The sequence below is a fragment of the Tenacibaculum sp. AWR4_210 genome (genome assembly GCF_056160945.1).
The window spans coordinates 306,009-319,044 of record NZ_JBSWYF010000002.1 but is presented as its reverse complement, the minus strand read 5'-3'; the positions used below and the strand labels follow the sequence as shown (position 1 = coordinate 319,044).

General features: G+C 37.8%; 14 protein-coding genes. 10 read left to right on the top strand and 4 right to left on the bottom strand.

What is annotated here, in order from left to right:
* Positions 1-279: 279 nt before the first annotated feature.
* Both ACXAG7_RS04790 and ACXAG7_RS04785 read left to right on the top strand, forming a co-directional pair.
* On the top strand, positions 280-711 hold the full coding sequence (locus ACXAG7_RS04790) for a hypothetical protein (protein ID WP_476666151.1): 432 nt from the start codon (positions 280-282) through the stop codon (positions 709-711).
* 10 nt (positions 712-721) lie between these two features.
* On the top strand, positions 722-1,861 hold the full coding sequence (locus ACXAG7_RS04785; RefSeq protein WP_476666150.1) for a tetratricopeptide repeat protein: 1,140 nt from the start codon (positions 722-724) through the stop codon (positions 1,859-1,861).
* A gap of 90 nt (positions 1,862-1,951) precedes the next feature.
* Here ACXAG7_RS04785 and ACXAG7_RS04780 read toward each other — a convergent pair whose 3' ends face one another.
* The 4 genes from ACXAG7_RS04780 to ACXAG7_RS04765 form a co-directional block, all read right to left on the bottom strand.
* Entirely contained in the window at positions 1,952-2,887 is a 936-nt protein-coding gene (locus tag ACXAG7_RS04780; protein WP_476666149.1) for a hypothetical protein, read from the bottom strand.
* A 6-nt stretch (positions 2,888-2,893) separates the two neighbouring features.
* On the bottom strand, positions 2,894-3,394 hold the full coding sequence (locus ACXAG7_RS04775; RefSeq protein ID WP_476666148.1) for a hypothetical protein: 501 nt from the start codon (positions 3,392-3,394) through the stop codon (positions 2,894-2,896).
* Between the two features lie 233 nt (positions 3,395-3,627).
* Positions 3,628-4,371, bottom strand: a complete 744-nt coding sequence (locus ACXAG7_RS04770; RefSeq protein ID WP_476666147.1) for a hypothetical protein — start codon at positions 4,369-4,371, stop codon at positions 3,628-3,630.
* 61 nt (positions 4,372-4,432) lie between these two features.
* Complete coding sequence (locus ACXAG7_RS04765) at positions 4,433-4,732, bottom strand: hypothetical protein (RefSeq protein ID WP_476666146.1); 300 nt, start codon at positions 4,730-4,732, stop codon at positions 4,433-4,435.
* A 189-nt stretch (positions 4,733-4,921) separates the two neighbouring features.
* On the opposite strand from ACXAG7_RS04765, the gene ACXAG7_RS04760 reads away from it, so the two are divergent.
* From ACXAG7_RS04760 to ACXAG7_RS04725, 8 genes are all read left to right on the top strand, one after another.
* The gene (locus ACXAG7_RS04760; protein WP_476666145.1) at positions 4,922-5,500 is read left to right on the top strand and encodes an RDD family protein; all 579 of its coding nucleotides are present in this window, start codon (positions 4,922-4,924) and stop codon (positions 5,498-5,500) included.
* 84 nt (positions 5,501-5,584) lie between these two features.
* Positions 5,585-6,886 carry a serine hydrolase domain-containing protein gene (locus tag ACXAG7_RS04755; protein WP_476666144.1) on the top strand — a complete coding sequence of 434 codons (1,302 nt, stop codon included), beginning with the start codon at positions 5,585-5,587 and terminating at the stop codon, positions 6,884-6,886.
* 88 nt (positions 6,887-6,974) lie between these two features.
* Positions 6,975-7,625, top strand: coding sequence for an HAD family hydrolase (locus tag ACXAG7_RS04750; RefSeq protein ID WP_408042050.1), 651 nt, complete (start codon positions 6,975-6,977; stop codon positions 7,623-7,625).
* Positions 7,626-7,795: 170 nt separating this feature from the next.
* Entirely contained in the window at positions 7,796-8,881 is a 1,086-nt protein-coding gene (locus ACXAG7_RS04745; protein WP_476666143.1) for a helix-turn-helix domain-containing protein, read from the top strand.
* An 85-nt stretch (positions 8,882-8,966) separates the two neighbouring features.
* On the top strand, positions 8,967-10,295 hold the full coding sequence (locus ACXAG7_RS04740) for an amidohydrolase family protein (RefSeq protein WP_476666142.1): 1,329 nt from the start codon (positions 8,967-8,969) through the stop codon (positions 10,293-10,295).
* A gap of 127 nt (positions 10,296-10,422) precedes the next feature.
* Positions 10,423-11,343: a hypothetical protein gene (locus ACXAG7_RS04735; protein ID WP_408042047.1), complete on the top strand. Its 921-nt coding sequence runs from the start codon at positions 10,423-10,425 to the stop codon at positions 11,341-11,343.
* Positions 11,344-11,672: 329 nt separating this feature from the next.
* Complete coding sequence (locus ACXAG7_RS04730) at positions 11,673-12,380, top strand: CPBP family intramembrane glutamic endopeptidase (RefSeq protein ID WP_476666141.1); 708 nt, start codon at positions 11,673-11,675, stop codon at positions 12,378-12,380.
* A 64-nt stretch (positions 12,381-12,444) separates the two neighbouring features.
* The gene (locus ACXAG7_RS04725) at positions 12,445-12,978 is read left to right on the top strand and encodes a hypothetical protein (protein WP_476666140.1); all 534 of its coding nucleotides are present in this window, start codon (positions 12,445-12,447) and stop codon (positions 12,976-12,978) included.
* Positions 12,979-13,036: the final 58 nt, after the last annotated feature.

Below are 13,036 nucleotides of genomic sequence, written 5' to 3'. Positions count from 1 at the left end.
ATCCCCAACTTTAAGATTGTTTTAGCTTAAAAAACACGTTTGTTGTTCGTATTCCAGCCCTGCGCACAATCAGCAGGTAAAAGAGGAGCACTATGTACCAAAATCACTAATTCAAAACCCTCCTTTTGATATCCAAGATGACGATTACTTCGCTTAAGAAAGCTCTCAAAACAACTCAACAAGTACCGTTAATTGGCTTAAACTTAACGAAGTCCACCCATCAATAACTCCAGATATTTTTGTACCTTTAAACCAAGCTATAAAACTGAAAAAGAAACTATGAATATTGCGTACTCATCAGAAACTCTTATTACTGAATTTTATCGTTCCGTTGACTTGATTCCACATATAGGCCAACAACGACTGCTTCAATTAGAAAAAACCCTTTCAAAGGTCTCTGATGAAATTATTGTCGATAGCTTAGTGTACATAACCAACAACACCGACCGAAATCTACCTTATACGGATCAATTTTACTTTTGCAGATTAATTTCCTTACGATCTCCAAAAACCACTCGGAATCTCAGTCCTTTAATGGAATCACTGATAGCCAACTGGGATCCTAGTGTTTATGAGCTTGTCAAGTGGATACGACAACAATTTAGCGAGTCTGAAATCAAAATTACTCTCGCCTACCTAGAACAAAAAATCACTACAAAAAATACCCTAACAAAGTTAGCCACCATTAACCGATGGCTAGCAATACCTTAAACTATACACTATGAAAAAATTATTAGTAACGGTAGCTTTTGCTCTGGCAACCGCGGTTAGCCATGGGCAGGAAGCCATTGAAAAAAAACTCGAATCCCTGTACGACCAATCGGAATACGATGAACTTATCACCTATGAAAAAGACTCATTACATTTAAGCAACAAGTCTTTATACTTGGTTGGGATGGGGCATTTCATGAAAGAAAACAATGAGAAATGCCTGTATTTTATGAATACAATTCTTGCGAAAGACAGCACGTATGCGAATGCTTATTACATCAAGGGAATCACTTACAACTTCATGGGAACTCCTCAAAAAGGAGTACCTCTACTAGAGAAAGCCATTGAACTCGACGACCAAAACTCCCATTACTACGTGGGTCTTGGCGATAATCACTACGCTTCTAATAATTTTGATCAGGCGCTGGCTGCTTATGAAAAGGCAATTACGTTAAAGCCACTGCAACCGAGAGCATTTAGTATAATTCCTCTTATTTATCATCAAAAAAACGAATCTAAAAAGGCATTAACGGCCTACTATAAAGCACGAAACATCATTGATAAAAACAGTCAAGAATATCTACAGATTGCCTATAATATCGGATTGTTAGAACAGCTCGCTGAAAATTATGACCCAGCGGAATCTTCTTTTAAAGAAGTTCTGGAACGTGCGCCTAACGACTTTGAAACCGTTGCGAAACTCGTACAAATTCACTTTGCTAAAAAAGAATACCAGCAAGCAGCCACCTATAAAAAACAACTGTACAACGCATATAAAGAAGGAGTTTTACAAGGAACTAATATTGAAACTATGTTTTGTTTTGATCAATTTAAATGGCAAGACAAACACATCATGGCCTATGAAAAATTTGCGGAACCAGACGATTCTGGTTCCTTGTTTACCAAACACCTCTTCTACATAAAAGATAGCGATGGAAATATTGAATCGAGAATTCAAACGGAACACTCCTTTGCAGTTTCCATGATTAAAGGAGCTAAATACGTTTTAGGAATGAATAAAGGAAAAACACATTATACCTTTTTTGAAGCTACGTTTCCCGAAAAAGTAGACTATGTAAAACTCAAAAAAGCAGTAATTGACGTGCTTGAGGGAAAAATCAAGTCCAGTTCATCTTCTACTAAAAATTAATCAAAAAAGACCGTAAAAACGGTCTTTTTTGTTCGTTTAATCTTAAACACAGCCACTTTTTCAAGTAGCCATTATATGTCTTTATTATTATTATTTTGCCTTAATGGTTTTAGCCAGTTCTTGAAACAAGATTAGATCTTCCTTAAAGTCCTTCCTAGAAAAGCCTTGCACTAGCACAAAGGTTGCCCCCACCTTTACGGACTCTGCAAAAAACAACACGTCACTACCTTTCATTTTTCCTTGTAACACTGTAGTATACCCCTCCAAACCATTTACAGGATCCGTACTTTCACTCACAACCTTTGCATCTGACCAACCTTTTCCTTCCAAGCTACTCAATACAGAAGTCACAGCACTCTTAGGGTTTGTTGATCCTGATATAGGAATGGTCATGACCATAACCATCGGATGATCACCACCGATATTTTCGAGTTTCCCTTGCTTACTATACAACCATACTGGACCTGCTTTCTTCGCAAATTGCAACGCTGTTTGTGAATCGTCTAATTCAAACAACAGATTTTGGAAAGGGTCAACTTTTAGTTCTTTTTGATAGGTTATACTTAAGAGTCCTGCTTTTATCTCATTGATAATCTTTTCATCGTTTGTATTCATGAGCGCCATCGCCAACACGCTGAAACTGTCATCACCAAAAACCAAAGCCATTGATTTTATATCTTTCGTCATGTACACCCATTTCGCATCGAATCCTTCGTGCTTAAAATCTTTGTACTCCAAGATGGTTAATCCTCCTTTTTCCAATGCTTGTTTCGTAAATTTCGCAGCGTTCGAATCAAAGCTCCCTCCATCTAAATCCATAATCTGAATCGTTCCAACCTCGTTGTTTACGAGTCCAGAAAAACTACTGCTTATCTGAAACCCGCTTGGAGGAATGATAAACACCTTTGTTCCGGGAATGTTTAGTTGTTTTCCTCCAGTAGTCACAGTGTCTTGTGACCAAATTGCGACGCTCATTACCATAGCAATACATGTTAATGCTAGGGTCCTCAAATTGCTTCTATTCATCTATAATTACTTAAATTTCCTTTCAATAAAAATTCTTAATTGCTGCTTTTGTTTTCTCTCGATTAGCTTTTCCATAAGCCGCAGCCTTCCTAGGTAATGTTTGTTTTTATTATACACATCGAGGGCGTACTCAACGCCTGCCATTGCACAATCAACAACGCTGCTAGCTTTTTTATGCAACAAACTATATCGGGTCCACCCTTGCATAAAGGCCATTAGGATTTCGGGCTTGTCAAGTGGAATAAGTCCCTCCTTGATCTGTATCGTTACGGTAGGGCTACCTGACATCCAACGCAAAAGAAAGTTTTGAACTTTTTTACGTTCCTCTTTTTCTTCTCCAAAAGTAGTTTGTTGTAACCAATCAATGCATTGGACGACGAGTTTTTCTGTATTCATATAATCGTCATGCGATTCCAAGGTCAAGTTTTGAGGAATGACAAGGTCCTGAGCTCGTAGAGCTAGACTTACCGTGAGAAATAAACACAGGGCAATTAGTTTCTTTTTCATAATCAATAGCGTACATATACTGCTGAAATGTTCCATTCATACAGCACCTTAAAAGTTCTCAAAGATACACAAACCCACGATACTACAATTTCTCATTCAGTACCTTGACTAATTGCTACCTAAAAAATGCCCTGCTGTGAAATCGTTGTCTTTTCTTATCGTACGGCCTCTAGACCTATGGATACAAATAACGGCGTTTGCACTTCCCCGTAAAATCGCATCAGAACTTTCCATTATTCAGCTCCTTCAATGTGCCGTAAAATCTCAAAAGTACTAGGATCCTCACGCAACACCTTCACAACTAAAGTATCTCCTTCGAAACACCTACCAGCACTCCGATCCATGACTACCGAATTCGCAAAGTACTTTTCATTAACCCGATAAGTAAAATTCAACTTTTGGGTTGTTCCCATATAGCTGGTATTATAAATTAAATCGACATCCGAAACAACTGCCTTTACCACAACTGTTTCTTCCAATAAAAACTTAAAATAGCCGGTTTTCCAAAGTCCAACAATGGCCATCAATACCAAAACAACGGCAACGAACATTCCCTTTTTTATTTGGTGTTTTTTCTCTTGAAGTTGGGTTTTACGGTAGTTCTTTTTCCACTCAACTAGGCGTTCTTTTTCCTTTTCCTTGTTACGCAGCGTTAGCTTTTCAAAAAAATCTCGACAACGTTCTGGCTCTTCCTGGTCTAAAAGACTATGTAAATGAAAATAAAAATCCTCTACACTCGAATTTTCAATACCATCGAATTGAGGATTTGTATAATCATCGAAATGCAAGCTATACCTACTGGAAGAATATCCCAAGATCAATGATTGATACACGGGCTTTAGCCCCACCTTATACACAATAAAATTAAACGAAGGTACTTCTTGAATACTTGATAGCAACGAACGAATTTCTTCGACATTACTCACTGGAACCATCTCATCTCGAAATTCATACAATAAACGAACATGGACAATCATCACAACAACTTTTTTACAAAGATAGGTATTGAAGGCCGACTACCATCGCCCCTATTACTCTTTATTGGATAAGGGCAGCATAGAACACCCAAACGATGAATAAGGCGTGTCCTACTACGGATACGTAGTATTTCACATCTTTTGCTTCCCCTTTGAGTCTACTAAAAAAAAGCATGGCTATTCCAACCATTAGAAACAGGTTGGTCAGCCCAGAAATCAGGATACTATTTACGGTCGATTGTGAGGCTTCACAAGTAAAACTCCCCAACTTTAGCAGGCAGCCAAAACTAAGCAAGTTGACTCCCAGTAACGCCATAAAAAAACGGAAAGACCAGTTTTTGAAATAAAAAGTTTCTTTCATAGATTTTCTTCTTCTCTTCTAAATATCACTACATCCTTGAATTCTCCTCAAAAATACCGCTTTACAAAGCGAAGCCCAACTGGGAACTCTTAAAATTCTCTTAATAATACTGTTAAACTTCAAGTTAGGTCTACTTTCAAATAACCCCATGAGTACTTATCTTCGCTCTTGAATACAATTGCTCGTCTTATGAAAATTACCAATACCAAATTTCCTCAATTCCAACTTGCCAGCGAAGAGCATCGAGGAGAAAACTTTGCCCTCGACCTTTTTTGGTCATCTCTTTTGGCGCTTTGCGTGCTTCTTATCACCTATCAGAATCTCTTCTTAGCCATAGGGATATTCTATCTTGTCAGATTTTGCTATTACCTACTGTTGGAATACTTTTTAGGACAGACCTTAGGTAAACTTCAAACGCAAAGTACTGTTGTAAACAGGCAAGGAAGTCGCCCATCCTTACGACAACTATGTCTCCGCAATTTACTTCGTTTTATCAGTCTCTTTTCTGCAGTTTCAGACAATGAACGAGCGATACATGACTATTATTCAGACACCTTTGTAATTCACAGCTCAACCGTCTCTAAACGCAATATCAAAACTTGGACAGCACTATTGGCTACCTTACTCATCAACGGGTATTTTTTTTACTACGTTTACCAAAAACCAAACAAACAGCATTACGACTTGTTCTTACTATTACTACTTGCTGTAATTCCTGTAACCACCTTCATTCAGCTCATAAGAAAAAGAAGAAAGAACCCGAAATAACCCCCTGTATTTCAGTAGCTCAAAATATAAACGTATATTACCAGAAATTAAGAATCTAACCTCATAACAAATTGTAAAACACACATGAATCGCTGGTTACTTGTGGTCTTGTTTAGCAGTCTCTTTTTTACCTGTTCAAACACTGCGACTAAAAAAAGACGTACGCACCGTGAAGAACTGGAAACATACTTCAATACTCTTCATACTCTTAAAAAACTCAATGGAGTGCTCTATGTCATGGAACAAGGTAAAGTTTTGATGTGTGAAGCTTACAATTTAAACAACGATCCGCAGAGCAGTACTTTTGTAAGTACTGAATCGCAATTTGATATTCATTCCATATCAAAGCTTATGGCTCGCTATATCGTTGAGAAGTACGAGCTAGAAGGGAAGTTAGAAAAATCAAATACGCTATTGAGTTTTATCCCTGACTTTCCAAATGGAGACAAAATTACATTAGGAATGCTCTTAAACCACAGCTCAGGCTTACCGAGAAGTTTTGAGGAGACACAAAAGACGGCAATTTCGTTAAATAGTAAAGAGATCTTGGACTTAGCAAAACAGCAAGAGCTTCAATTTAGTCCGGGTAGTGCTAAACAGTATTCTAATATTGCTTATGAAATAGTCTATTATATACTCGAACAAATAGCACAAAAACCGTTTGCACAAATTGTACAGGACGAGCTCTTTACTCCTTTACAAATGACAAACTCAGGAGCACACTTCTTCGGAAACTCCTTAAATTTACACCAGTGGGCTAAGAACCACGAAAAAGATGATGAAAACATCCTCCGTGTTCCAAATATCAACGATAACGAATTAAAAACCGCACGTCTTTTTTCAACTTCTCACGATTTGCACAAGTTTTTAACGCACCTCAAAGAGTCTCCCATTGCAAGTTTACTCCAAAATGAACAGGCAATCATCGAAAAAAGTGGCGGTTCTGATGGTATTCGAGCAGAGGTGTATTTAGACTTAAAAAACGACTTCCACTTTATACTGCTAGCAAACTACGACGCCATTCCCTTTCAAAAAACGGTTTCGGACATTGCTAATATTTTAAACGACCAGGAATACACACTTCCTCAGGTAGTAACACGCAAAGCAATTGATTTATCTGAACAACAGCTAGAACCCTATACGGGCTCTTACGTATTTCCGGATATGGGGAATTTAATTTTGGTGATCAGCTCGGACAAGAAAAGGCTTATACTTTCGCAAGAAGGCACACAGATTGCTAGCTTAAAAGCCGAAAGTGAAACCGTATTTTTTGATGATCCAACAGAAGCAGAATCCTTTGAATTCATTGAAAATTCAGAAGGCAGTTTTGATGTACTTATGGGGTGGAAAGGTGTTCAACTAAAAGGCATTAGAATAGAAAAATGAGGATTTCATTTTTTTAAACCAGAAAAAAGCACGAATATAGCGAGCCAAAATTGCTTATATAACACCTAATACTAACACACCCTTCAAAATGAACAAACCTACCTACAAAGTACTCGTATTTGACCTTTACAGCACACTGATTCACATAAAAACTCCCAGGCGTTTTTTTGTGAATATCTACAAACAATCAAGTAATGGTTTCGGTGTTGAATTTGCGCAGTATATGGATATGGTAATGACCAAAGATCTCAAATTATTGTTTGATATGTTTCCGGAAGAGTTTTATACGCTCTACCAAGAGCATCAAAGTGCTTTGGAAAAAGAATTAGCCTCAGTGAGCGTGTACCATGAAGTACACAAAGTATTGGAAAAGCTAAAAGAACACTACGATTTGTACTTGATATCCAACTTGGCAACACCGTACAAGCAACCCTTTTACGACAATCGCCTACAAACCTACTTTAAACAGAGTTTCTTTTCGTGTAATCTCGGAATCACCAAACCCGATCCTAAAATTTTCAAATTAGTCGAAGATCAGGTAGCGTGTAAAGCTCATGAAATTCTCATGATTGGAGATTCGTTAAAATCTGATATTGAAGGGGCGAAATCTATGGACTGGAGTTTCCTTAGGATCGATCGTTCAGAGGAAAGCTACGGAACAGATAGCTTAAAAAATTTAAAAGAACTGGAAGTACTCCTAGAAGCTAACAGACAAGCAACCTCAGCGGTACCTTCGTAACACATAAATTTTATAATTCATACCAATAACTAGTTCATCAGCAATGCTATGAACTAGTTTTGTTTTTACTAAAACTATCAATAGCACACTATCTAATACTGCATTTATGGGAGACACAGCTATAAAATTCAGCATTAATTAGTATTTTTCACAACTTTAAAAATCGTATTGTGGTCGCTGTTATTTCCGAAATCCTAGAAATCAGTTCGCTTGTTGGAATCGCCCATTGCTTTGCTTTAAGTGCAGTTATCCTGTATTCTAAATTTATTAAAAGTGACACCAATAAATTTCTCGGTTATACCTTAGGCATCATTGCCCTTGTTGGTTTGAACAACTGGTTTTGGGATCGCAACAGTTTTCCGTGGATTCTGAACATATTTGACATTGGGCTTTGGCAATTTCTGTACCCGGTCACCTTGGCACTCTTTTTTATTAAAGCGACAAAGACAGATTTCCGCAATACTAAAATCTTATTCGTTCCTTTTACCATACTAACAAGTTGCAATTTACTGCTCTATTTAGGAATCCATTTTCACTGGTACCAATTACCTTCAGTTATTCTAGAACACAGTTCATTGTTTTATAAGTTTATCAGCTTATTATCCATCGTGTTCCCAACGGTTATCACAGTGTACATTTACCTCCTCATTCATCGTTCCTCACCCACTAAAAATGAACGAACTTTATGGCTTCGTAAACTCTGGTTATACTTTTCAATATTGATTTTTTTAGGAGTTCTTTGGGAGAGCTACCGTTTTATTTACAATGAAAAACTTCCATTGACAACTATTTCAAACTTGGTCGCTCTTTTTCTATACTGGCTCATCTACCACGGTCTATACCGATTACAGTTATCCAATGAACAGTACGAAATTCGCGTTTTAAAAAAGCAACAACACGCATCAAACAACCGAAAACCGGACACTTCTGACTATTACCAACAAATTTTGTTCTTAATAAACCATGAAAAAATTCACCACAATCCACAATTGAGCCGTGATGAATTTGCACATACTATAGGTATCAGTAATAGTTACCTCACTCAAGTAATCAAAAACAACAGCCATTTAAGCTATTCTGACTTTATCAATTCATATCGTATAAAAGATACACAACAACTGCTAAAAGACCCTACTTATTCCAACTACAGCATTGTCGCTATTGGGCTAGAGTGCGGCTTCAATTCGAAAACATCTTTCTACGCGAATTTTAAAAAACATACAGGGTTAACTCCCAAGGAATTTCGAAATCAATAGGTGCTATTTTATGTAAAGTTCCGAATTCTGCACTCCTCAACCCTCTGAATCTAATAGGTTTGTCAAAAATTAAACTCGACAAACTATGCGAATTCTATTTAGCTTTATCAGTATTCTACTCTGTGGAATTATTTTCACTTGCCAGGCACAACAACCAATTACAGCTATTGAAAATGTTCATGTTATTCCCATGTATAAAGACACCCTACTTCTCAATTATCGAATACTCATCCGTGGGAACCGAATTTTGCAAGTAGCCCCGAACTCAAATTCTTGTGACTACGAGATAATAACGATTATTGACGGAAAGGGTTCGTACATCCTTCCCGGATTGTGTGAAACACATTTTCATCAACAAAATGATATTCAAAACGAATTCAAACTTCTTATTGCAAATGGGATTACCTCGGTTAGGAATATGGCCGAATTTCCTGGTCAGGACCAAATTCTAATTAAAAATCAAGTTCAAAACGACGAATATCTCGCTCCGCACTACTATACGGCCGGTCCATATTTAAAAAGAGAGCACTTCGCTCAACAAAGTGTACAGGAAATTGTTAACCAACACCAATCAAAAGGATATGACTATATCAAATTAGCTGACAACCTCCCTAAAAAAACCTATTTAGCATTATTGAAAAGTGCCAAAGAGGCCGCTATACCCCTTATTGGCCACGGACAACGTAGACTTCCTTTGCGTTATACACTGCGGATGAAATCGATAGCACATATGGAAGAGTTTCTGAACATCATACCACCTCATCACCTTACGGTTCCTAAAAAACTTAAGAATATCGCTCAACAAATAAAATCTAGTGGTGTCTATGTTTCACCAACATTGGGAACCTTTGACATGATTAGCAACTATGCCAATCCCGAAAAAACTAAAAAGCTGCACAGTGATCCAAGTCTTGAGTACTTGCCTGAGAACTACAAAAACTACTGGATGTCTGATAGCATTAACTACCGCTCCAAAAAATGGTTTACAAGCCTCGAATCACTCGCTCGATTACAACGCGAATTTAATTGGCAACAGCAGTTTACACACATTCTTCACCAAGCTGGGGTTCCTTTAATGGCTGGCAGTGACACCTATGGCCTTTTTGTGGCTGGATTTTCTTTACACAAAGAGCTCTCACTACTCCATCAATCAGGACTTTCTACCTATGAAACCTTAAAAACTGCCACAGTAGTTCCTGCCAGATACTTTAACAACGTTGCCCACAGCGGAACTATCGAAGCAGGAAAACTGGCAGATTTGATAATGCTTGCAAAAAACCCTCTTGAAAACATCGAAAATACACAGACCGTTATCGGAGTCTATTTAAAAGGGCAATGGCATTCGGAAAAACGTCTCAAACAATTGCTGCATTCGGTAAAATTAAACCTCAAATCCCAGCATACGACGCATTAATTCCGTAAAAACCAATCGTAATAACCAGGCATTTAAAAAAAGTTATCTTTGCAAAAAAATTGTAATTAATCAAGGGAACTTCCCTTACACCAACAAATAATTAACCGCAATCATTTACTATTGAACCATGAAATACATGAACCGAATGCTACTGCTTTTCGCAGTTCCGTTATTACTAAACTGTTCAGGAAACGAACCTATAAAAGCCCCTGCAGATGATGAAGAAACTCCTAATTACAGTAAACGTCTTAAGAGTATTAGCTACCAAACACCAGATGTTCCGTTTTCATATGACGGCCTAATTCTTAACTATAACCAAGAAGGTAAGATACAACGAGCTGACTCCTTTATGTGGGATTATGAAATAAGCTACCCCTCAGACGCAGTTATTGAATTCGTCGTTGTAGACGATCGATTATCGAATGTAAAATACAATGAGCTCAAGAGATTTTTCATCAAAGACAATAAAATTACCCACCACACAGTGAATGGGACTTACCTGTACGCAAACAACACGACCAGTGGAGTATACGACTCTGTAACCTACAACTACCAAAACGACAGGTTGATAAAAATTGAAAGCTTTGACAAAAACAAGACGCTAAAACGCTACGCAACCTACACGTATGCCAATAATAACATCTCAGAAGTCAAACGATCATATATCAACTACAAAAAGGTAACCGAAACCACTACGTTGACTTTCACCTATGACAATACACCTCGTATACAGTGGAGTAACTCAAACTATTACGCTCCCCTTGCCGGCTTTATTGGGTTCCGTGATTATCCAATAATTCAAGATAAACTAGGGAAACTCAATCAGAACAATATTACAGGAATTACCTATCAATACGATCACCCTGTACTCAGCCCTAGTTTTTCTTCAATTCAACTAACGTACGTGCGAAATAAAGACACGAATTTATTGGAAGAAGTTAAACTCAAAGGACACATAAAAACAGATGACAAAAATTCTGATTACTACCCTACGAAAGCCTTCGATAAGTGTGCTGTAGTCATAGAATATGAAAAATACATCAAATAAGTAGTATGGGCCCCTCAGGGCCCGTACTCAATAGGATTTTTTGAAAAACATCTCCTCAGAAATCGATATTCTACGATACGAAAACACCGACTTCCTTCAGAATTGATTCGGTACTTCCCAAAAAGTCGTTTGGCACTGCCCCTCACAATAGGATGCTTGGAAATTGCTAAAAGCAAAAACCTATAACACGGCCTTTACGCAAACACCTTAACCTTTGATCTTTCATTGATCGGGCTATGCATAGCACATGTATGGCACGAATAATCATTTTTTTATAGTACAACGCTGTAACTTTTTAAGTCCACCACACGTCAAACAGTATAAAAAAGATGCCTTCAAACCACTCATTTTCAAACAACACCCACAAAAACCAATTGGCTTTCTTAGTAGACTGTGCATTGTACCTTGCCGTCATGTTTCTGATTCGCGAACTGTACTTTGAACGCCTTCATTTTATTGCCAATGGATTATTTTGGTCTTTAACAACCCTGCTGGTCGCAACGTGGCGAATGCACGCTAGAGGAATTCGTTGGAAAGATCTAGGCTTGACCCAACCAGAGCATTTAGGAAAAACCTTATTGATTACTTTAGGCATCCTGATCGCTGTCCCAGCAAGCTTGATCGTATTCCACCTCATAAAAGACCAATTTGCCCTAGAAGTCATCGCCGATCATTCAGAAGCTACGGCTGTTGATAAATTCGGACCGTTGAGAAACAATTGGTCCCAGTTTTTTATGATCATGCCCTTTGTTTTACTACAATCCGCTTTAGAAGAACTCTTAGATAGAGGCTTTTTGATCACATGGTTAGAAAAAACCTTTTCTTCCACCACAGGAGCCACAGTACTCGCAGTGCTCTTACAAGCAGCTATCTTCGGATTTAGACACTCCTACAACCTCTCAGAGAGATCCATCACCGTTGCCATTATCGGTTTACTCATGGGGATTGCCTATGTGTGTTTTGGGAGAAACCTATGGCCTTTAATAATTGCACATTGTACCCTGAATACCCTTTCCATGCTAAACCGAGTATCGTAATATTAAATACTAAATGTATTAAATTGTTTTATTTTTACCTTCGATTGAAAAGTACAGGTAACCCATGATCAACGAACACTATATTCAGCGACGAAAAAAAGCCTTAGACATCGTAACAAAACTGCGTAAAGACAAGGCTATTGTCCCATTTTTAGTAACAGTACTCCCTTTAAAACAGCACGAATACAAAATTAGAAAACTCTACCGCCTACTCTTAATTCAATATTTTTTCAAATGGGTATTATACGCTCTTCCAAAAACAGCAGAGGATTTAAAACTTGCTACCGACGATTTATTAGTAGCACTCGACACCTCTCAATTCCACTTCCCAACATTAAAGCAGGTGTTTAGAGAGTTACACGTTCATTCTAATTATGGAAAACAGCCCATATCAGTTGTCGCTTTTGCCCACTTCGAAATTTCCAAGGCAACTTACAACCCTGTGAAAGAAATTCAGCGATATATGGATTTACTCTTTACTCACGATATATTAGAGGTGGTCCCTCACCAACCAACCACTACCCATCAATTTACTGAAAAAGGAGCCACAATTCAAGATGACCTAGCCATTAAAAACCTACTCTCCTTAACAACCTAATTAACAAAACAGTAAGCCAAATTCAGATATTCCATAAAAACCTCTGTACGTTTCATGC

Coding starts and splice junctions, on each gene's coding strand:
- ACXAG7_RS04790 (WP_476666151.1), top strand. CDS start 280: ATGAATATTGCGTACTCATCAGAAACTCTTATTACTGAATTTTATCGT.
- ACXAG7_RS04785 (WP_476666150.1), top strand. CDS start 722: ATGAAAAAATTATTAGTAACGGTAGCTTTTGCTCTGGCAACCGCGGTT.
- ACXAG7_RS04780 (WP_476666149.1), bottom strand. CDS start 2,887: ATGAATAGAAGCAATTTGAGGACCCTAGCATTAACATGTATTGCTATG.
- ACXAG7_RS04775 (WP_476666148.1), bottom strand. CDS start 3,394: ATGAAAAAGAAACTAATTGCCCTGTGTTTATTTCTCACGGTAAGTCTA.
- ACXAG7_RS04770 (WP_476666147.1), bottom strand. CDS start 4,371: ATGATTGTCCATGTTCGTTTATTGTATGAATTTCGAGATGAGATGGTT.
- ACXAG7_RS04765 (WP_476666146.1), bottom strand. CDS start 4,732: ATGAAAGAAACTTTTTATTTCAAAAACTGGTCTTTCCGTTTTTTTATG.
- ACXAG7_RS04760 (WP_476666145.1), top strand. CDS start 4,922: ATGAAAATTACCAATACCAAATTTCCTCAATTCCAACTTGCCAGCGAA.
- ACXAG7_RS04755 (WP_476666144.1), top strand. CDS start 5,585: ATGAATCGCTGGTTACTTGTGGTCTTGTTTAGCAGTCTCTTTTTTACC.
- ACXAG7_RS04750 (WP_408042050.1), top strand. CDS start 6,975: ATGAACAAACCTACCTACAAAGTACTCGTATTTGACCTTTACAGCACA.
- ACXAG7_RS04740 (WP_476666142.1), top strand. CDS start 8,967: ATGCGAATTCTATTTAGCTTTATCAGTATTCTACTCTGTGGAATTATT.
- ACXAG7_RS04735 (WP_408042047.1), top strand. CDS start 10,423: ATGAAATACATGAACCGAATGCTACTGCTTTTCGCAGTTCCGTTATTA.
- ACXAG7_RS04730 (WP_476666141.1), top strand. CDS start 11,673: ATGCCTTCAAACCACTCATTTTCAAACAACACCCACAAAAACCAATTG.
- ACXAG7_RS04725 (WP_476666140.1), top strand. CDS start 12,445: ATGATCAACGAACACTATATTCAGCGACGAAAAAAAGCCTTAGACATC.